At 57.4% G+C, this 19,380-nt stretch carries 18 protein-coding genes and 1 tRNA gene; 1 reads left to right on the top strand and 18 read right to left on the bottom strand.

Going from position 1 to position 19,380, the window contains the following annotated elements; translation table 11 throughout:
* Positions 1–155: 155 nt before the first annotated feature.
* The 3 genes from HMPREF9161_RS00095 to ychF form a co-directional block, all read right to left on the bottom strand.
* Positions 156–380 carry a hypothetical protein gene (locus tag HMPREF9161_RS00095; protein WP_009727630.1) on the bottom strand — a complete coding sequence of 75 codons (225 nt, stop codon included), beginning with the start codon at positions 378–380 and terminating at the stop codon, positions 156–158.
* Positions 377–1,330 carry a magnesium transporter CorA family protein gene (locus HMPREF9161_RS00090; RefSeq protein ID WP_009727629.1) on the bottom strand — a complete coding sequence of 318 codons (954 nt, stop codon included), beginning with the start codon at positions 1,328–1,330 and terminating at the stop codon, positions 377–379. The genes HMPREF9161_RS00095 and HMPREF9161_RS00090 overlap by 4 nt, the downstream gene beginning before the upstream one ends.
* A 232-nt stretch (positions 1,331–1,562) precedes the next feature.
* A complete protein-coding gene (gene ychF / locus HMPREF9161_RS00085; RefSeq protein ID WP_009727628.1) occupies positions 1,563–2,669 on the bottom strand; it encodes a redox-regulated ATPase YchF in 1,107 nt (368 codons plus the stop codon).
* A gap of 230 nt (positions 2,670–2,899) precedes the next feature.
* Here ychF and HMPREF9161_RS00080 point away from each other — a divergent pair, with 230 nt between their 5' ends.
* The gene (locus HMPREF9161_RS00080; RefSeq protein WP_009727627.1) at positions 2,900–3,115 is read left to right on the top strand and encodes a DUF1858 domain-containing protein; all 216 of its coding nucleotides are present in this window, start codon (positions 2,900–2,902) and stop codon (positions 3,113–3,115) included.
* A 67-nt stretch (positions 3,116–3,182) separates the two neighbouring features.
* On the opposite strand, the gene amrA is transcribed toward HMPREF9161_RS00080, so the two are convergent.
* The 15 genes from amrA to sufC form a co-directional block, all read right to left on the bottom strand.
* Positions 3,183–4,580: an AmmeMemoRadiSam system protein A gene (gene amrA / locus HMPREF9161_RS00075; protein ID WP_009727626.1), complete on the bottom strand. Its 1,398-nt coding sequence runs from the start codon at positions 4,578–4,580 to the stop codon at positions 3,183–3,185.
* Positions 4,581–4,662: 82 nt separating this feature from the next.
* A tRNA-Leu gene (locus HMPREF9161_RS00070) sits at positions 4,663–4,747 on the bottom strand.
* A 37-nt stretch (positions 4,748–4,784) separates the two neighbouring features.
* On the bottom strand, positions 4,785–7,016 hold the full coding sequence (locus HMPREF9161_RS00065; protein ID WP_009727625.1) for a DEAD/DEAH box helicase: 2,232 nt from the start codon (positions 7,014–7,016) through the stop codon (positions 4,785–4,787).
* Positions 7,013–8,344 carry an ATP-binding protein gene (locus HMPREF9161_RS00060; RefSeq protein ID WP_009727624.1) on the bottom strand — a complete coding sequence of 444 codons (1,332 nt, stop codon included), beginning with the start codon at positions 8,342–8,344 and terminating at the stop codon, positions 7,013–7,015. Before HMPREF9161_RS00060 ends, HMPREF9161_RS00065 begins: the two co-directional genes overlap by 4 nt.
* The gene (locus tag HMPREF9161_RS00055; RefSeq protein ID WP_009727623.1) at positions 8,331–9,860 is read right to left on the bottom strand and encodes a TerB N-terminal domain-containing protein; all 1,530 of its coding nucleotides are present in this window, start codon (positions 9,858–9,860) and stop codon (positions 8,331–8,333) included. Before HMPREF9161_RS00055 ends, HMPREF9161_RS00060 begins: the two co-directional genes overlap by 14 nt.
* A 229-nt stretch (positions 9,861–10,089) precedes the next feature.
* Positions 10,090–10,374, bottom strand: a complete 285-nt coding sequence (locus tag HMPREF9161_RS00050; protein WP_037348740.1) for a hypothetical protein — start codon at positions 10,372–10,374, stop codon at positions 10,090–10,092.
* Positions 10,375–10,508: 134 nt separating this feature from the next.
* On the bottom strand, positions 10,509–11,303 hold the full coding sequence (locus HMPREF9161_RS00045; protein WP_009727621.1) for an ABC transporter ATP-binding protein: 795 nt from the start codon (positions 11,301–11,303) through the stop codon (positions 10,509–10,511).
* Complete coding sequence (locus tag HMPREF9161_RS00040) at positions 11,303–12,184, bottom strand: ABC transporter permease (RefSeq protein WP_009727620.1); 882 nt, start codon at positions 12,182–12,184, stop codon at positions 11,303–11,305. The genes HMPREF9161_RS00045 and HMPREF9161_RS00040 overlap by 1 nt, the downstream gene beginning before the upstream one ends.
* A gap of 71 nt (positions 12,185–12,255) precedes the next feature.
* The gene (locus HMPREF9161_RS00035) at positions 12,256–13,251 is read right to left on the bottom strand and encodes an ABC transporter substrate-binding protein (protein ID WP_009727619.1); all 996 of its coding nucleotides are present in this window, start codon (positions 13,249–13,251) and stop codon (positions 12,256–12,258) included.
* A gap of 30 nt (positions 13,252–13,281) precedes the next feature.
* Positions 13,282–14,277 (bottom strand): ABC transporter substrate-binding protein, encoded by a 996-nt coding sequence (locus HMPREF9161_RS00030; protein ID WP_009727618.1) that lies wholly within the window; start codon positions 14,275–14,277, stop codon positions 13,282–13,284.
* Between the two features lie 150 nt (positions 14,278–14,427).
* Entirely contained in the window at positions 14,428–14,880 is a 453-nt protein-coding gene (gene sufU / locus HMPREF9161_RS00025; protein WP_009727617.1) for a Fe-S cluster assembly sulfur transfer protein SufU, read from the bottom strand.
* Entirely contained in the window at positions 14,870–16,108 is a 1,239-nt protein-coding gene (locus HMPREF9161_RS00020; RefSeq protein ID WP_009727616.1) for a cysteine desulfurase, read from the bottom strand. The genes sufU and HMPREF9161_RS00020 overlap by 11 nt, the downstream gene beginning before the upstream one ends.
* Complete coding sequence (locus HMPREF9161_RS00015; RefSeq protein ID WP_051010561.1) at positions 16,105–16,902, bottom strand: SufD family Fe-S cluster assembly protein; 798 nt, start codon at positions 16,900–16,902, stop codon at positions 16,105–16,107. The genes HMPREF9161_RS00020 and HMPREF9161_RS00015 overlap by 4 nt, the downstream gene beginning before the upstream one ends.
* 32 nt (positions 16,903–16,934) lie before the next feature.
* Positions 16,935–18,353 (bottom strand): Fe-S cluster assembly protein SufB, encoded by a 1,419-nt coding sequence (sufB, locus tag HMPREF9161_RS00010; protein WP_009727614.1) that lies wholly within the window; start codon positions 18,351–18,353, stop codon positions 16,935–16,937.
* Positions 18,354–18,360: 7 nt separating this feature from the next.
* Entirely contained in the window at positions 18,361–19,119 is a 759-nt protein-coding gene (sufC, locus tag HMPREF9161_RS00005) for a Fe-S cluster assembly ATPase SufC (protein WP_009727613.1), read from the bottom strand.
* Positions 19,120–19,380 lie beyond the last annotated feature (261 nt).

Raw genomic sequence — 19,380 nt, 5'->3', positions numbered from 1 at the left:
GAAGGCGCACTTCTCCTATACTTTTTGTTTATTATACAACGGAAACACATGCTTGTAAACACGATAGCCTTTCTCAAAAGGCCAAAGCGCGGCGTTTATTCATTGTTTTTTATGATGGAACTATCTGTTGATCCTATCAAAAAACGAGCCGCCTATCAGCAGCTCGTTTGTCCAAGCAGTGGATGCTCCGTCGGTCTTAGATCTCGTACGCGGATGAGGCGCAGCGCCTCGCCGAGGTCGATATCCGCGCGCCGTGTCCCCGCCTCGTACACATAGACGGGATGCTCCGCGCCGACCTCGCTGCCCGGCATATAGACGTACTCGGCGGTATGCTGATCGCCGAAGATGATGCCCCGCCGCAGCTGCTCTTCGCGTATCAAAACATATCCCTCCGCCACAGCAGATAAACGACCCCCGTCGAAACAAGCGAGGCAATGACGACAATGCGCACGAATCCGTACGGATCGTCCGTAAACGGCACGGGTACGTTCATTCCAAAGAAACTCGAGATCACCGTCGGTATCGCGAGGATGATCGTGATCGCCGCGAGGAATTTCATAACGAGGTTCAGATTGTTCGAGACGATCGACGAGAAGGTATCCGCAAGACGCGCGAGAATCGTACTGTACATCTCGACCATCTCTCGCGCCTGCTTGTTTTCGATGATGACATCCTCGAGGAGATCCTCGTCCTCTTCGTACATCTTGATGATATGATGCACCGACGTATTCGTCCTGAGACGCATCAGCCGATCGAGCACCGCGCCGTTCGACCGCAGCGCCGCATTGAAATAGGTCAGGCCTTTCTGCAGTTGGAGCAGGCGCAGGATCTCACTGTTCTTCATATCGTCGCGCAGACGATCCTCGATTTCCTCGGAAAGCTTGCTGATCTGGCGCAGATAGCGCAGATAAAACACCGCGGATTTATAGAGAATCTGAAAGAGGAACTGCGTCCTTTTATAGGTGCGAAAGAGCTTCGCCGTACGCTCGTTAAACTCCGCCATCACGGGCGTCTCCTCGAGGCAGACCGTAATGACGTGCTCATCCGTTAAGATGATCGCGAGCGGCAGCGTATCGTAGCTGTTCTCACCGCGATACACGGGGACGTTCGTCAGAATCATGACCGAGTCGTCCTCGATGTCCGTATGCGACCGCTCCTCATCGTCGAGTGCGGAGCGGAGGAAGTCGGGGTCCACCTCTGTGAGCGTACTGACGACCTTCAGCTCGTACGGCGTCGGATTGACAATGTTGATCCACGCGCCTTTGCTGAGCGTCTTGAGCGAGAGCTCCTGCAGAGGACCGGACTCCATGGATTTATAGATTTGCAGCAAGGGAGAGCGCTCCTTTCCGGCCGCCCTCCTCCGTCAGTGCAAAAACAGGTCTGCGGAGCGAAGAGAGGACGGGTTGTATTGATTATGAGGTTCGGGCTGCAAAGGTGTGTCGTCCATGCTCTTCACTTCCTTTCAAAAATATCTTCTGTAAAAATAGCCGAATGAATTGTAACGCAAAAGTGCGCGCTTGTCCATACCGACGGATAAAAACTTGTCCGCGGGGCGGCGGCAATCAGACGTTAAATCGGAAATTCACGACGTCGCCGTCCCGCATCACATAGTCCTTGCCCTCGAGCCGCACCAGCCCCTTGTCGCGCGCAGCCGCAACGCTGCCGAGCGAGACGAGATCCTCGTAGCTCACGATCTCCGCGCGGATGAACCCGCGCTCGAAGTCCGTATGAATCTTTCCCGCCGCCTTCGGCGCCGTCGTCCCGCGCGTAATCGTCCACGCGCGGCACTCATCCTCCCCCGCCGTGAGGAAGGTCTGGAGGCCGAGGAGCGCAAACGCGCCGTGAATGAGCCGATCCAGCCCGCTCTCTTTGAGGCCGAGCTCCTCAAGGAATACCGCCGCCTCCTCGGCGTCCAGTTCCGCGATCTCTTCCTCGAGCCGCGCCGATACCGTGACGACCTCCGCCCCCGTGCGCGCGGCATACTCCCTCACCGCCCGAACGTGCGGATTCTCCGCATCGGCGGTCGCCGCCTCGTCCTCGCCGACGTTCGCAACGTAAAGGATCGGCTTGCGCGTGAGGAGGTTCAAATCGCGCAGGAGCGCCTGCTCCTCCGCGGAGAGCTCCGCCTCGCGCGCGGGATGCCCCTCGTCGAGCACGGCCTTCAGGCGGTCAAGCGCCGCGGCCTCCGCTTTTGCCTCCTTGCTGCCGGATTTGAGCAGCTTTGTCACCTTTGCCGCGCGCTTTTCCACCGCCTCGAGGTCGGCGAGACAGAGTTCCGTCTCGATGATGTCGATATCGCGCAGCGGGTCGACCGCACCCTCCACATGCGTGATATCCGTACTCTCAAAGCAGCGGACCACATGGGCGACCGCATCCACTTGGCGGATGTGCTCGAGGAACTTGTTCCCCAGGCCCTCGCCCTTCGACGCCCCCTTGACGAGTCCCGCAATGTCCACGAAGCGCACGCTTGCGGGCGTCGTCTTTTTCGAATGATAGAGATCCGTCAGCACATTGAGGCGCGCATCCGGCACCGCCACCACGCCGATATTCGGCTCGATCGTGCAGAACGGATAGTTCGCCGCCTCCGCCCCCGCTTTTGTAATCGCGTTGAACAGCGTGCTCTTGCCCACATTTGGCAGCCCGACAATGCCGACCTCAAGATTGCTCACGGGATTCCCTCTTTCACTGCATTTATTTCAAATGAATACGCTCGTTATGTTATACCAAAAAACGCCGGGAACGTCAATCTTCATGGGATTTTCTTCTCATATATGAACACATATCAATACAAAAGTTGCATTTGACACTTTCATTTTTTGAAAGATGTGCTATAATCGGGATAAATCGAAGGTTTTCCTTCCATAAGCGGTTTATCTCAACCATACAGGAGGTTTATATTATGGCGATCACGAAGGATATGAGCATCATCGACATCGTTCAGCAGTACCCCGACACCGTGGAGATTCTCATGAATGCGGGCATGGGCTGCCTCGGCTGTGCGGCTGCGCACTTCGAGAACATCGAGCAGGGCGCAATGGCGCACGGCATCGACATCGACGCCCTCATCGACGCGCTCAACGAATCCATCGGCGAGCCGGCGGCTGCGGCTCAGTAAGGACACAAAACGGAACGCCCCTTACGAGGATGATAAAAATCTTCGTAAGGGGCGTTTTATATTCTATTCAACGATGCCGCACAACCTTGAACCGCGACAAAGATACTTTTTCCTTCGGCAGGATGCTCGCCTTTCCGCGGGCAACTTCAATCTGCCGCTCCGCCGTATCGATGCCGGGCAGGTCGGGCAGCAGCAGGCCGAGGCGATTGTCCGTCATACTCTTAACAATGACGCCGTAAATCTTCGGGTCAAGCTCCGCAGCGGACGAAATCGGTTCCGGCGGCGTCAGCACATCCACGGTGTAGACGAGACGTCCCAGCTCGTCCTCCGCGACGGGATCAAAGCGTCCGTCATGTGCCGCCGCGGAGACGGCGTTGTAAAGGATCTCCTCGGCAATATTCCCTTGCCTCGGCGCAAAGGTCCCGATGCAGCCGCGCAGTTTTCCGTATTTCTTGACGGAGACGAAGACGCCCGCCTGTGTCTCCGTGAGTTCCGGTGGCAGATTGTCGGGCAGTACGGCATAGCTGTGCGAACGCACATAGGTCTCTATGCTCGTCCGCGCGATGCGCACATAGTCGTCCTCCGCCGCGCGCAGCTGTGCAATTGCTGCATCTTCAGCCGCCGCGAGCCGTTCGGTAAAGTTATGGTTTTCGTCCGCGCCCGTCACAGTGAACGAGGCGACGGCATAACCGACGCCGAAGGGTCCCTCGTAGCTGTGCAGCCGCGCCTCCATCGCCGTGCGGTCAAGCACGCCCGCGAGCACCCATAGGCCGTTCAGTCCGCAATGCCCCGCACGCTCTGCGAAATCCCCGGGGATTTGCAGGAGAGAAAGGAAATCCCCCGCGCCCATAAAGGCTCTGCACAGCCCGTCAAACTCCGCCCCCTCCGGCGTAAAGCCGTTCGGCGCATCTTTTTTGAGTCTGTGCGAGAGGTCGCCGCTCGCGATACAGAGCGTCCGGCGTCCGAACCTCTTTGCCGTCTCCGCAATACACTGTCCGAGGGCCGCATGCGCCGCCGCAGGCAGTCCTGAGATGCCGATGCGGACAAACTTCGTCGGCGCGTCGCCAAGATATTCGCTCAGGAAGACGAGCGGAACCATCGTCCCGTGGTCGAGCGCGCCATTCTTCTCCCCGAGTGTCCCCGCAGCGATGCCACGCGCCCCCGCACATGCCGAAAGCGTCCGTACAAAGTCCTCGTCGTACGCAATAGCGACGGTAATCTCCGGATGTCCAAACGCTCTGAAATTCCCCTCCGCGCCTGCGCCCGGCGAAATGTGGAAATAGTCGCCGTAAGATGTCGCATGCGGGCTGACGACGACAACCGTATCGGGGCGAAACGCCGCGGCAGTCTGCATCACCGCACGATACGCGCGAATTGTCTCCGCAATCTCAGATTCTTTCCCCACGCCAATCGCCGGAAGAATCAGCGGCGGATGCGGCACGGCATAGGCGGCAAGAATAGACATCGTATCACTCCTCGGATAAACAAAAAGCCGACTGCTTCCAGTCGGTTGCAAAACGCTGAACACATCAACGAATGATATCATTTGGTGCGGATGAAGGGGGTCGAACCCATATGCCTTGCGGCACCGGATCCTAAGTCCGGCGCGTCTGCCAATTCCGCCACATCCGCACAATACGCGTATTCTATCATAACCGGAGAAATACTGTCAAATGCCGCCCCACTCCCGCACGCGCCGCTTCATCCCCGCAATGTCCAAGACGCCGCACGCGAACCCGCGCCGCACAAGTTCCTCGGGCAGATACTCGTCGTATTTGTCAAAGATCGGCACCTCGTTCGGATAGAGGAGTGCCATCGGGTCGAAGTCCTTTGCCGCCTCCTCGGCGAGCACGCGGAAGAACTCTGCGGGCGACGCCTTCATGCTGAACTGCATGAAATACGGGCGCATGGAATCTGAGCCCCGCAGCCCGATACGCTCCGCACATCGTATCCGCAGGAACCGCTCGAGCGCGAGGAACGCATAGCTGCCGAGCCATGGAAGCAGCGCGTACATGTCGCCGCCGAGCGGGATGAGCGCCTCGGTCGCCGCGCCCGAATGCCGCGCCGTATCGCGTGCCTGCGTGAGACGCGCCGCGGCGTTTTTCATGAGATAGGGATAGCCGGTCTCTTCGCGCAGGACGCGGCGCATCCGCTCTAATATCTTCGTATGAATGTCGCCGGGGCATTCGCCGAAATACGCGGGGACATTCCCCTTCACCTGCTCGCAGTAGACGACCCGGCGCTTGCGGTCGACCTCGAGGACGCGCCACACATGCCCTGCGATAGCGATTTTCTCCCCGACGGGCGGCGGCGCGACAATCGTGCCGATTTCCTGCGATTCGCTGCGGACGGTGTACTCTTCGTTCTCTTGGAACACGCCGTAAAAACGGTAGGAATGGATGATGCGCTCGCCCGCCAGCCCGACGATGAGCCCGCCGCGTTCTGTCTGCTGTAAGTGCTCCTGCGCAATCAAATAGCGGAGCAGCGTACGGTAGTCATCCTGCGTAATGCGGTGAAAAACGTGCAGGGAAAGGACGCGCTCTGCGAGCGCACGCGGCGAAAGCTCCCCGCAGGACGCCGCGACGCTCATCGTCTGATGATAGAGGAGGCTGAAAGGCAGGCGGTCCAGACGCGGCGGCTCCACCCACCGCTCCTCGAGATAGAGCTGCACGAGCGCAATTCCCTGCAGGAGTTTCCACGGAATCGTCGCGGGCAGCAGTGCGCGCGGGTCGGGTGTGTCCTCGCGCATGACGAACCACATCTCGGGCAGCTGTTCCCGCCGCCCCGTGCGTCCCATGCGTTGAAGGAAGGACGATACTGTCCACGGCGCGTCGATCTGAAAGGCGCGTTCGAGCCGCCCGATGTCGATGCCGAGCTCCAGCGTCGCCGTCGTGCATGTCGTGAGCATACTGCTCTCGTCCTTCATGCGCTCCTCCGCCGTCTCGCGGAACGCGGCGGAGAGATTGCCGTGATGGATGAGGAAGCGATCCGGCTCATGCCGCCGCTCGCAATAGGCGCGCAGCGTCGTCGTCACCGCCTCGCACTCCTCGCGCGAGTTGACAAAGAGCAGACATTTCTTCCCGCGCGTGTGTTCAAAGATATAGCCCAGCCCCGGATCGGCATGTTCCGGGGCTTGATCTGTCGGTGCGTCAAGGGCGGGCGCTGCCGGAATCTCATCCTTACCCTCCGCCGCCTGCGCATCGCGGACATAAAAATGCTCCATGGAGATGCGCCACTTGCTCCCCTTTGCCTCGATGCGCGGCACAACGGTATGACGCCCCGTCCCCGCCGCGAGAAAGGCGCCCGTCCCCGCGGGATCGCCGATCGTCGCCGAGAGACCGATGCGGCGCGGTGCAACGCCCGCGATGCGCGAGAGCCGCTCGATGAGACACAGCGTCTGTCCGCCGCGGTCGCCGCGCAGGAGCGAATGAACCTCGTCGATGACGACGAAGCGAAGGTCGCCAAAGAGTTTGGGAATCGCCGCGTGGCGGTGCAAAAGGAGCGCCTCCAGCGACTCGGGCGTGATTTGGAGAATCCCCGAGGGACGTTTCATCAGCCGCGCCTTATGACTCTGCGCGACATCCCCGTGCCAGTGCCAAACGGGAATCTCGGCCGTCCGGCAGAGATCGTTCAGCCGCATGAACTGGTCGTTAATGAGCGCCTTGAGTGGACCGATATAGATACAGCCGACAGATGCCGGAGGCTCCTCGGCAAACAGCGTGATGATGGGAAAGAACGCCGCCTCGGTCTTGCCCGATGCCGTGGAGGCGGTGAGCAGGACATGCTCGTCCGTCTCGAAGATCGCCTCCGCGGCGGCAATCTGTACGCCGCGCAGGCTTTCCCAGCCGTGCGCGTAGATATAGTCCTTGACGAACGGAGCGTAGCGGTCGAACGCGCTCACAGCTCAAACTCCGCGAACTGCGCATCTGTCTCCGCCCCGATCACATCGTTCTGCGCGTAGGAAAAGTCCTGCGAGTTGAGTAGCTCTGCGACCTTGACGTTCGGATTTTGATACACGATGTCGAGCACCTCGATGAAGTCGCGGATCACCTCGCGCGGCGTGATGTGCGTGTCCGCGCCGATGCGCCCGAACTCGATGCGGATGAAGTCCGCGAGGTCGTCCTGCGTGACGATCTGCTTGTATCCGTAGAGAAGGGCATGAATCGCGGCAAGCTTTTCCGTGAGGACGAGCATTTCCTCATGGGTCAGCGGCGCGAGACGAATGACGGGAGAGAGCAGATCGCGGTGCGCCCCGCCGAACCGCCCCTCGGCGAGCCGTGAGCGCAGCGCCTCATAACTGTAGACGCCGCGCCGCGTATCCTCCATGCACTCCGGCGTGCCGCACATGATGACGCCGAGGTACCGCGCCCGCCCCTGCATCGCGTCGTTATACATCGTGAGGAGCTTTTCATAGTTGTATTGGCGCGTGACGGCGTGCGGCACCTTATAGATGTTCACGAGTTCGTCGATGAGGATGAGCATCCCCGCATAGCCCGCCTGCCGCAGGAAAAACGCGAAGATCTTGAGATACTCGTACCAGTCGTCATCCGTGATGATGATGCCGACGCCGAGGTCGCGCCGCGCCTCCGTCTTCGTCGCGTACTCGCCGCGGAACCAGCGCGCCACCTGTGCGCGTTTCTCATCGTCCCCGTCCGCATAGGCGCGGTAGTACATCGTGAGGAGGCGGGCAAAGTCAAATCCGTGGACAAGGTCGTTCAGCCCGTAGACGATCTCCCCGATGCGCCGCTCCACTGCAACCGAAAGCTGCCCGTCCGCTGCGGATAAGCCCTCCGCCGCCATAACCTCCTGCTGGACGCGGCTGATCCATCGGTCGAGGATGAGCGTCAGCGCGCCGCCCTCGGGCGTCGTCTTGGTCGTCATATTGCGAATGAGTTCGCGGTAGGTGGCCAGCCCCTGCCCGCGCGTCCCTTGGAGACGGCGCTCGGGCGAGAGGTCGACATCCACCACGACAAAGTTTTTCGCCATCACATAGCTGCGTATCGTCTGCAGGAGAAAACTCTTGCCGCTCCCATACCGGCCGACGATGAAGCGGAACGACGCTCCGCCGTCCGCGATAAGCTCCACGTCAGAGAGGAGCGCCTCGATCTCGCTGCGCCGCCCGACCGTGATGTAGGGCAGCCCGATGCGCGGGACAACGCCGCCCTTGAGCGCGTTCACGAGTGTCTGCGCAATGCGGCGCGGGATTTTTATAGGTTCATTCTGCGGCATGGAGATACCTCTCTGTCAGTTCTTCTCGATAATCCTCAATCACGGCGGGCGGTTCGCCCTCAATCACGGCATCCGCGAAGTCGTCGTACAGCTTCTCATTGATACCGTCCACAAGCACGGAGAGGAGATACCCCTCGGCACGCACCCACGAGAGCGGCGCACCCGTCAGCAGATCGCGGAGCAGATGCAGCTCGGGCGCGTCGAGAGGCAAATCGATCTCGCGCGGCTGCACATCGGCAGTATCGGAAACCGTCTCTTTCTGCGATGCGGACACCCCCTCCGATATTCCTTCGCCCGGACGCTGCGTCCAAATCGACACGGCGGCTTCCTCTTCCTCCTCCGCGACAATCAGCCGCTCCCGCGTGACCGCGGCGTCCGCGCGGATGCGCCCCAGCTGCGAGAGATCGATACGCACCCGGCGCGCCTCCGCCGCCTTTTTCTCTGCGAAAAACGCCTCGATTTCCTCGTCGACGATCTTCGCCAGCCACTTCGTCATTTTCTTCGGCGGCTTGATCGGCGAAAAGCCGACATATTCTCGCATCCGCCAGTCGATGATCCGCAGCAGTGCGCCGAGCCGCTGCGCCTGTTTCAGCGCGCGCTCATAGGCGAGCACATACCATGCGCCGCCCGCGCACTCATAGCTGCGCACGGGATTCACCGCATAAACGCGATCCTCCTCGGGCGAGCGCGCATGGAACACAGCCCCCGGGAAAAGCCGTACCATACGACGGTATTTCACTCCAAGATAATCCGAAGAAAAATCCCGTTTCCGATGCTTTTCATAGTATTCCGAAACACGCGCAATAACACGCATAATAACGACACCAATCTCTTCCGGATGCGCTCGATAAAATTTCGACCGTTCGAGCCGATACGAAGAAAGCGCACACAGCCCCTCCGCGACTTCCCCTGCAGGACGCTCGCCGTGCGTGAAAACTGCCGCAATCGCATCGTCCTGCAGCTTCATTTCATGATAATACGAACTGTCGGAAAGATACGCCGGATCGAGCCCGTAGTAAATCACATAACCGTAGACCCAAGCGGGCAAGTAGGTATCAAGTGCGGACTCCCCAACGGCAAACGCCGCGCCAAGCTCCATCAGCTTCCCATAGCCGTCCGCCGCGTCCCTGCACCCGATGAGATGCAGAATCTCATACGCATAGAGCATCGCGAACGTCAGGGGCGCGGGCGCAATATTCCCTTTTCGCACCTGCGTCCGCCACGCAAAGTAACCGCGCAGCTCCGCATCGGAGAGAGACTCATAGGTGGGATAGTAGCGCGTTACCGAGCCCTCAAATACAAAGTCGTCCTCGTAGCGCTCCATGAGCCGCGCCTGCTTCACGAAAATCTCCTCGCGCGGCTGCCAACAGGAACCTGACACCTGCGCGAGCGAACGCATCGCGCGGATCAGCTTCGGCAGCTTCCCCGCCGGAGCCTCATCATGAGTGCGCACAAGCGGCTCGTCACGGTAAACGAGATGCCGCAGACGCGCTATGGGACGCTTCCCCCACATCATCTCACCCCCGCTCATCCGTTCGATATTCTTCCTCCTATTTTACTATGATTCCGCAAAATAGCAAGGGAAAGAGTAAGTTTATCTCCGTATGCCCTAAACATTAAAAACACAAGAAAATACGCCCCCCGCCGGGCAGCGGGAGGCGCACTTTCGATAGAGAGAAAGAAATGTAGGGAATGTATGTGAATTCTGCGGAAGGGAAGGCCGCAGAAGACGCACCTATTGGATGTTAGGTATTCTTCGCGATGAAAGCTCCGACAACGGCGCCGACGATTGCGGCAGTCGTTACCGTGCCCTGCGAATATCCTTTGCGTTTCGGCTTATGCCGGCGCGCCGCAAGCTGGGTCACCTCATAGGAGTCGCCGTAGCTTGTGCGCATGTCCATTGTCCGCGGGGCATCCGCCATAACACGAGGACTTGCTTCCGCAACGACGGCAGTCGTACCGACCAGTCCGCATGTCATAACGCCAAAGAGTGCCGCAGCGATCATTTTTTTGATTTTCTTCTGATTCATCATGGTACTCACTCCTATCCGAAGTTTTCATATGGAAGCACCGTGCTTTTGTTTGTGCTTCCGTATTTCCTGTTTACACGGATAAATATACAGGGTCGGTTTTAGAAAGTCTTGTGAACGGTGTTAGTTTTCAATTAGCTTAGGAGAAGACTGTCATTAGCAAGTTCGCTGCCGGCAGCCTGCTCGAACATGGAGAGAAGGTCGCGCGTCGTAAGTCCCTGTTTTTCCGTTTGCGGCACATCGAAGAGAATACGCCCCTCGTGGAGCATGATGAGACGATTGCCATAGCGAAGGGCGTCTTTCATGTTGTGTGTGATCATAAGCGTCGTCAGCTGCTGCTCCGAAACGATCTGCTGCGTAAGTTCGAGCACTTTGACCGCAGTCTTTGGATCGAGCGCTGCGGTATGTTCGTCGAGCAGCAGAAGATTCGGCTTAACAAGCGTCGCCATGAGGAGCGTCAACGCCTGCCGCTGGCCTCCCGAGAGGAGCCCCACGCGCGAGGAAAGACGGTCCTCAAGCCCAAGCTTCAGTCCCGCAAGTTTTTCGCGGAAAATATCGCGCATCTCATCGGTCGATCCCCAGCACAGGGTCGGCGTCTGCCCGCGCCGGGCGGCAATGGCGAGGTTTTCCTCAATCATCATACGCGCCGCCGTCCCCATCATCGGGTCTTGAAAAACGCGCCCGATGAATTTTGCGCGTCGATGCTCGGGCCACTTCGTGATGTCCTCTCCCGCAATCGAGATTTTTCCCGTATCCACCGAGATCGCGCCCGCAATGGCGTTCATAAGGGTCGACTTCCCCGCGCCGTTGCCGCCGATGACGGTAACAAAGTCTCCGGGCGCGAGATGAAGAGTAACGCCTGAGAGCGCTTTTTTCTCGGTAATCGTCCCGGGATTGAAGGTTTTCTTGATATCCTCAATGCGCAGCATTACTCCGCCCCCTTCTTCATTGCATAATATTTCGACTGAATGAGCGGCATCGAAAGCGCAATGGCAACGAGGATCGCCGTGAAGAGTTTGAGATCATTGGGCGGCATACCGAGCTGCAGAACGACCGCGATAACGGCACGGTAGACGATCGAGCCGAGCACAACGGAGATCAGCCAGTTCTTAAAACTGCGCGTACCGAACAGCACCTCGCCGATGATGACGGAGGCAAGGCCGATGACGATGGTGCCCGTTCCCATGCCGACATCGGAAAAACCGTTGCTCTGCGCGACAAGCGCACCGCAGACCGCAACCAGTCCGTTCGAAAGAAGCAGCCCAAGGACGATCATCACGTCCGTGTTGACCCCGTTCGCGCGGATCATATGAGGATTTGCGCCCGTCGCGCGGATCGCTGTGCCAAGTTCCGTACCGAAAAACCAATAGGTCAGCAGAACGGCAAACACAACGACAACCGTTCCAATAACAAGGATGTTGGATGCCGGATCCAGTCCCCAGAGATTCCATTGTGTAAAGAGGGTCTCCTGCTGGAGCAGCGGCAGATTTGCCTTGCCCATGACATGCAGGTTGACGGAATAGAGACCGATCATTGTGAGAATCCCCGCAAGCAGCGCGGGGATCTTCAGTTTCGTGCAGAAAAATCCGGTAACGACCCCCGAGACACATCCTGCCGCACAGGCCGCAAAGATCGCGGCAATCGGCGGATATCCCGCGACCAGCATAGACGCGGCAACCGCCGCCCCGAGGGGGAAACTCCCTTCCACAGTCAGATCGGCGATATCGAGAACACGATACGTCAGATAGACGCCCAGCGCATAGAGCCCCCAAAGGACGCCCTGCGCAGCCGTCGCAATGACCAAATCCATAACGTCACTCCCTATATTTCGGAAAAAAAGCGGACACGCTGCGTGCCCGCTTCGCTTTCTTCGTCAAACATCTACTCTACGATAACCGCTTTTTGCAGGATGCCATTGGGGACGGTCAAACCGATCTTCTCCGCATTCTTTTTGTTGATTACGAGCATGAGATCATGTGCCGTCTCAATCTTCATATCCGCGGGTTTGCTCTTGCCCTCGAGAATATCTGCCGCCATCCGGCCCGTCTGTACGCCGAGTTTGTAGTAATCAATGCCGTAGGTCGCAAGCCCGCCCGCCTGTACCATCGTGGGAACCGCACAAACGATGCCCTTCCCCACGGGGTCTGTGACACTGGCGAGCGTCGGCATCGCCGAGGCGATAATATTATCCGACGGTTCATAGAATACGTCGACTTCGTTCACGATGCTCTGTGCGGCCTGCTGTATATCGTTGACTGTAGAAATCGTCGCCACGCGTACCCTGAGCCCCTTCGACTCCGCGTATTCTTTCATCGCTTTGACCTGAATCTCCGAGTTAATCTCGCTGGAGGAGTATATCGTGCCGATCGTCTTCGCATCCGGATAGAGTTTCAGCAAGAGATCGATCTGCTCCGTGATCGGATTCATGTCGCTCGTCCCCGTGACGTTGCCGCCGGGAGCCTCATTCGACCGCACAACTTTTGCGCTCACATAATCCGTAACCGCCGTACCGACGATAGGAATATCCTTTGTCGCGTTGGCGGCAGACTGCACGCTGGGCGTCGCAATAGCGCAGATGAGATCCACCTTATCGCTCACAAAACGGTGAACGATATTCTGCAGATTCGACTGATCGGCCTGTGCATTTTGCTGGTCAATCTTTATGTTTTTTCCCACCTCATAGCCGCGCTCCTTGAGCCCGTCCACAAAACCGCGGTTCGCCTCATCGAGCGCGCCGTGTTCAACGAGCTGCACAACGCCGATCTTATAAGTTTTCTCTCCCGCCGCCTGCCGATCGCCGCCGCAGCCCGCCGATGCGAGCAGACCGAAGGCAGCCATGCCAAGGGCGGCAGATTTGATGACCGTTGTCACTTGCATCGAATTTCCACCTTTTCACTGTCAAATAGATTAATCCACAAGATCCGCATCCTTCAGCACATCCTCCGGAATGGTCAGGCCGAGCTTTTCCGCACTGCCTTTGCTGATAACGAGCGTCAGATCGCGCGCCGTCTCGATCGGCATATTGGCAGGCTTGCTCTTGCCCTCGAGGATATCCGCCGCCATCTCGCCTGTCTGAACGCCGAGCTTGTAGTAATCGATGCCGTAGGTCGCGAGACAGCCGCCCGTCACCATAAACGGCTCCGCACAGACGACCCCCTTGCCCGCCGCATCCGTGACGCTGACGAGGGTTGGAATCGAGGAGGAGATCACATTGTCGGTCGGCTCGTAAAATACATCCACATCATTGACGAGGCTCTGCGCCGCCTGCGGGATGTCGTTCACCGTTGAAACGGTCGCGGCGCGTACGGTCAGTCCCTTCGACTGCGCGTATTCGGTCATAGCCTTGATCTGAATCTCCGAGTTGATCTCACTCGAGGAGTAAATCGTTCCGATCGTTTTCGCGTTCGGATAGAGCTTGATCAAGAGATCAATCTGCTCTTTGATGGGGTTCAGGTCGCTCGTTCCCGTGACATTGCCGCCCGGCGCGTTATTGGACTGCGCGAGTTTCGCGCTCACATAGTCCGTGATTGCCGTGCCGACGATGGGGATATCCTTCGTCGCATTCGCGACGGATTGCGCCGCAGGAGTCGCGATGGCACAGATAAGGTCGACCTTATCGCTCACAAAACGCTGTGCAATATTTTGGAGGTTTGACTGATCCGCCTGTGCGTTCTGACGGTCGATCGTGAGGTTCTTCCCCTCTTCATAGCCGCGCGCCTTGAGGCCGTCTACAAAACCGTGATTCGCCGCATCGAGCGCATTGTGTTCAACGAGCTGAACGATACCGATTTTATACGTTTTTTCCCCCGCCGCCTGCCGATCTCCGCCGCAGCCTGCCAGAACGCCCAGACCAAGCACCGCGATGCCAAGAGCAATACATTTCATTGTCTTTGTCATCCGCATCGAACTCCCACCTTTTCTTTTCAAAAGTGTTAATTTTGCAATACTTGTTTATTATACATGGATAGTGGCAAAAAAGCTAGTATCTACGGGATGAAAAATGCGAACGGGACTGCTTCATGAAGAAAACTCTTCCGAAACAGTCCCGTATGCTTACGCCTTTTTCCCTTTTAATATATTGTCCAACGTATGCCACGCGAGCACAGCGCATTTGACGCGCGCGGGCATATTGGAAATGTTTTTGAGGGCGATCGCTTCGTCGAGTTCCTCGAGGGCGGCATCGTCCGTGACCTCGCGTTTGATCATGGAGGTGAAGAGCTGTATGAGACGGTGCGCCTCCTCAACGGTCTTGCCCCGCATGAGGTCGATCATGATGTCCGTACTTGCCTGCGAGATAGCGCAGCCGACGCCGGAGAATGCGCCGTCTTTGATCACGCCGTCCGCAATCTCAAGCGAAAGCGTAATCTCGTCGCCGCAGCTCGGGTTGTGCCCGCGCTCACGCACATTTGCCGCTGCGAGTTCGCCCTTATTCTCCGGCGACCGGCTGTGCTCGCCGATGACCTCCGTATATAACTCATGCAGCGCCTCTTCCCCTTCAATCGGCATATCCGAGCACTCCCCTCACCTTTTTCAGCGCATCGATGAATTTATCAATATCCTCATGCGTATTGTAGAGATAGAAACTCGCGCGGCAGGTTGCATTCTGCCCGAGGTACTTCATCAGCGGCTGTGCGCAGTGATGTCCCGCACGGATGGCGACGCCGTAGCCGTCGAGGATCGTCGAGACGTCGTGCGGATGAACATCCTTCACGTTGAATGTGATGATGCCCGTCTTATTATCACGCGTACTCTCACAGCCATACAACTCCACGAAGGGAAGTTCCCGCAGCTTTGGCAGCGCATAGGAGAGCAAATCGCGTTCAATCTCCTCAATGCGGTCAAAGCCAATCTTTTCGAGATAGTCGACGGCCGCGATGAGTCCCGCCGCGCCGCTAACGTTCTGCGTTCCCGCCTCGAACTTCGCGGGCAGCGCGGCAAATGTCGTCTCCTGTTCTCCGACGTACTCGATCATGTCTCCGCCAAAAAGGAACGGCGGCATTGCATCGAGAATATCATATTTCCCATAGAGCACGCCGATACCCATAGGAGAGAGCATTTTGTGCCCCGAAAACGCAAAGAAGTCGGCGTCCATCGCCTGCACATCCACCTTGATATGCGGCACACTCTGCGAGCCGTCCACAACCAGGACGGCGCCGACAGCGTGAGCGCGATCGGCAATCGCCTTGACGTTGTTCACGAGCCCCAGCACGTTGGATACATGCGTTACGGCAACGATTTTTGTCTTTTCCGTAATCTGCGCGGCGATATCCGCCGCCGAGAGGTTCCCGTCCTTCTCGAGGTAGATATACTTCAGCGCCGCACCGCGCGTCTTCGCGACAAACTGCCACGGCACGAGGTTGCTGTGATGTTCGGCGACGGTGATGACAATCTCGTCGCCCGCCTGCACGTTTGAGCGCCCATAACTATAGGCGACGAGATTCAGCGCCTCGGAGGCATTCTTCGTAAAGATGATCTCCTCGGCACGCGCCGCACCGATAAATTTCTGCGTCCGCACGCGCGCCGTCTCGTAGATATCCGTCGCCTTGACCGAGAGTTCATAGGCGCCGCGGTGCGGATTCGCATTCCAATAGGTACAGTAGTCCGCAACGGCTTTAATAACGGCCTCCGGTTTTTGCGTGGTCGCACCGTTGTCGAGATAGACGATGGGGCGGCCGTTCATTTTTGTCTGCAGTATGGGAAAGTCCTGCAGATATTCGTTTAGGTTCTTGCTCATCCCAAAAGCCTCCCCTCAATATAACCGGCGATCTCCGCACGCAGTTCTTCGTTTTCGATACGCGCAAGGACGGGAGCAAAGGACGCCTCGACAATGAGCTGCTGCGCGGCAGATTCGTCAAGTCCGCGGCTCATTAGGTAGAAGAGCTTATCCGCGTCGATCCTACCGATACTGACCGCATGATGCCCGTCCACATCCCCTTCATGGGAGAGCATAAGGGGGACGCTGCGGTTACGGGCGTACGGTGAAAGAATCGTGACCTCTTCGTCCTCCTTGCCCACCGAGCCGCGCGATCCCTGAACGAAGTCCAGCGTCCCTCGGAAGGTCTTTTTACTGTGTCCGAGCAGAGCTCCGCGCACCTGCAAGTTTGCATCCGTGAGACGTCCCGCCTGCCGTATCACATAGTTGAGGTCAATCTTGCGATCCGCATCTCCAAAATAGAGCCCCCACACATCCGCACGCGCCCCGTCGCCTGCGAGGTTGACCCGAAGCTCGGCCGCCGTATGTCCGGCCCCCGCCTCAACAAGCGTGCAGGAGAACAGGCCGTTCTTCCCGACCTCCGCAGCAATGCGGCTCGCCGCGGAAGAATCTGTAGGCACAAACTGTATGAAAGTAAGGTGCATCTCTGCCCCGTCATCGACCTCTGCATGAATCTCCTGCAGGCCGCTCTCACGCAGCTCTACGACATGACGCTGCGTTTCCCCCGCCGGGCAGGAGAAGCGTACGGTCTTCATGCCGCCAAGCTGCTCCGGCATCGGCAGGTCGTTGACGCCCAGCCAGCGCCATGTCGGCATGGGGATGCGGCTAAAAACTTCACTCACAGCACTCACCCCATGGTCCCTTCCAGCTCGATATTGACAAGATTGTTCATCTCCACCGCATACTCCAACGGGAGTTCCTTGGCGATCGGCTCCACGAACCCGCGTACGATCATCGCGCGGGCCTCCTCTTCGTCGATGCCGCGGCTCGTCAAATAGAAGATCGCTTCGTCGCTGATGCGCCCGATCTTCGCCTCGTGTCCGATATCCACCTGATCGCACGCAATATCCATCACCGGGAGCGTATCGCTCCTAGATTCAGAGTCCAGCATCAGCGACTCACAGTCGACCGAGCATTTCGCCCCCACGGCACGCGGCGTTACCTTAACCGCGCTGCGATAAACGGCGACGCCGCCGGCCTTTGAGATCGAACGCGTACTGATATTCGCCGAAGTGTGAGGGGCATCGAAGATTACCGTCGCTCCCGTATCCAACTCCTGTCCCTTCGATGCAAATGTAATCCCCGTAAACTCACAGCTGGCATTCTCTCCGCTGAGTATACTTGTCGGATAAAGCATCGATACGTGAGACCCGAACGAACCTGAGACCCACTCGACCGCGCCGTCCTTTTCGACCTTAGCGCGTTTCGTATTAAGGTTCATCATATTGCGCGACCAATTTTCGATTGTAGAATAGCGCAGGCGCGCCCCCTCCTTGACGAATAGTTCGACACAGCCCGCATGGAGATTTGTCACATTGTACTTTGGTGCGGAACAGCCCTCAATGAAATGGAGACTCGCCCCCTTTTCTACGATGATCAGCGTATGCTCAAACTGTCCCGCCCCCGCCGCATTGAGACGGAAATAGGACTGCAAAGGGATATCCACCTTGATTCCCTCAGGAACATAGACAAAGGAGCCGCCCGACCAGACTGCTCCGTGGAGCGCCACAAATTTATGCGCTTTTGGCGGAAGCAGCGTCATAAAATATCGACGTACGATATCGCCGTATTCCTGCAGTGCTGTTTCCATATCCGTATAGACAACGCCCTGCTTGACGAGAGACTCTTGAATCGAATGGTACACAACCTCGGAGTCATACTGTGCGCCCACACCTGCGAGCGATGTTTTTTCCGCCTCGGGAATACCGAGGCGGTCAAACGTATCCTTGATATCCTCGGGTACCTCATTCCAGTCCCCCGCCATCTTGGCGTCGGGCTGCACATAGGTGACAATGTGATCCATATCGAGATCCGAGAGATCCGGTCCCCATGGCGGAAGTTCCATCGCATGATAAGTGTCCAAGGACCTTAGCCGGAAGTCCAGCATCCATGCGGGATCATTTTTCCGCGCTGAAATATCGCGAATGATCTCTTCCGTCAGCCCCGAAGCGGACTTATACGCGGAACGATCTTCGTTCGTGATATCGTATATCGTACGCTCAATATCGGCGACGTAAGTTTTTTTCTTTGGTACGAAATCTTCCATACGCCGCTCACCTCACCTTATCCCGATCCTCGAGGATTTTAGCAAAGCCTTCCTCATTGATCTCCTGTATCAGCTCCGCGCCGCCCTCACGCGCAATTCTCCCCTGCGCAAGGACATGCACATAATCTACCTTGAGCTTATCGAGAATCTTGGCATTATGTGTAATGATGATGCAAGCGTTACTCTCATTGTGGAACTTTGCCACACCTTCGGAAACGATCTGGACGGCGTCAACATCAAGCCCCGAGTCCGTCTCGTCAAGTAACGCTACTTTCGGTGCAAACATGAGCAGCTGGAGCACTTCGCTGCGCTTTTTCTCGCCGCCTGAGAAACCGACATTGAGATAACGCTGTGCATAACTCGGCTCAATCTTCAGCTCTGCCATCATCGCATTGAGTTCCTTACGAAAGGGCAGCAACTTTACCTTCTCACCCGTCATCACCTGACGGGCCGTACGAATCATATTCTCAACCGTAATCCCCGGAATCTCCTCCGGGGTCTGGAATGCAAGGAAAAGACCGCGCCGCGCACGCTCAAATGCGCGCAGTTCGCCGATATCCTCCCCCTCGAGTACGAGGCTCCCGCCCGTCATTTCATACTTTGGATGTCCCATAATGACATTCATGAGCGTTGACTTGCCCGACCCGTTCGGGCCAAGGATGACATGAACTTCACCCTTGCGAACAGTGAGATCGACGCCCTTAAGGATTCCCTTCCCCTCCACGCCGGCATAAAGATCTTTTATCTGCAGCAATACATCTGCCATAGTAAACTCTCCTTAAAATCAACAGTATATTCAATCCTTACAAAAATACTCGGGATTCACATTTTCATCATTGTAGGGTCTTTCATATAAAAAGTCAATAACTTAGCGCACTCTAGATAGGCAAAGCAAATAATTGATATTTATTATCAAATTTTATATATGGGCTGCGAAAACGGCAAAAAAAAAGGACCCGTGATCTCTCACGAATCCTTATCTTTGCGGCAACTACCTACACTCCCGCGTCGTCTCCAACGAAGTACC

Source organism: Selenomonas sp. F0473, from assembly GCF_000315545.1.
Classification (GTDB): domain Bacteria; phylum Bacillota; class Negativicutes; order Selenomonadales; family Selenomonadaceae; genus Centipeda.
The sequence above is the reverse complement of the archived record's forward strand: the minus strand, read 5'-3'. Positions and strand labels throughout refer to the sequence as shown.

What these genes read in the sequence shown, in the direction of transcription:
- HMPREF9161_RS00055 (WP_009727623.1), bottom strand. Translation starts at nt 9,860, where the DNA reads ATGATGTGGGGGAAGCGTCCCATAGCGCGTCTGCGGCATCTCGTTTAC.
- HMPREF9161_RS00080 (WP_009727627.1), top strand. Translation starts at nt 2,900, where the DNA reads ATGGCGATCACGAAGGATATGAGCATCATCGACATCGTTCAGCAGTAC.
- HMPREF9161_RS00020 (WP_009727616.1), bottom strand. Translation starts at nt 16,108, where the DNA reads ATGAGCAAGAACCTAAACGAATATCTGCAGGACTTTCCCATACTGCAG.
- HMPREF9161_RS00040 (WP_009727620.1), bottom strand. Translation starts at nt 12,184, where the DNA reads ATGGATTTGGTCATTGCGACGGCTGCGCAGGGCGTCCTTTGGGGGCTC.
- HMPREF9161_RS00030 (WP_009727618.1), bottom strand. Translation starts at nt 14,277, where the DNA reads ATGCGGATGACAAAGACAATGAAATGTATTGCTCTTGGCATCGCGGTG.
- HMPREF9161_RS00050 (WP_037348740.1), bottom strand. Translation starts at nt 10,374, where the DNA reads ATGAATCAGAAGAAAATCAAAAAAATGATCGCTGCGGCACTCTTTGGC.
- HMPREF9161_RS00045 (WP_009727621.1), bottom strand. Translation starts at nt 11,303, where the DNA reads ATGCTGCGCATTGAGGATATCAAGAAAACCTTCAATCCCGGGACGATT.
- HMPREF9161_RS00015 (WP_051010561.1), bottom strand. Translation starts at nt 16,902, where the DNA reads ATGCCGACATGGCGCTGGCTGGGCGTCAACGACCTGCCGATGCCGGAG.
- sufB (WP_009727614.1), bottom strand. Translation starts at nt 18,353, where the DNA reads ATGGAAGATTTCGTACCAAAGAAAAAAACTTACGTCGCCGATATTGAG.
- HMPREF9161_RS00060 (WP_009727624.1), bottom strand. Translation starts at nt 8,344, where the DNA reads ATGCCGCAGAATGAACCTATAAAAATCCCGCGCCGCATTGCGCAGACA.
- HMPREF9161_RS00035 (WP_009727619.1), bottom strand. Translation starts at nt 13,251, where the DNA reads ATGCAAGTGACAACGGTCATCAAATCTGCCGCCCTTGGCATGGCTGCC.
- amrA (WP_009727626.1), bottom strand. Translation starts at nt 4,580, where the DNA reads ATGTCTATTCTTGCCGCCTATGCCGTGCCGCATCCGCCGCTGATTCTT.
- sufU (WP_009727617.1), bottom strand. Translation starts at nt 14,880, where the DNA reads ATGCCGATTGAAGGGGAAGAGGCGCTGCATGAGTTATATACGGAGGTC.
- sufC (WP_009727613.1), bottom strand. Translation starts at nt 19,119, where the DNA reads ATGGCAGATGTATTGCTGCAGATAAAAGATCTTTATGCCGGCGTGGAG.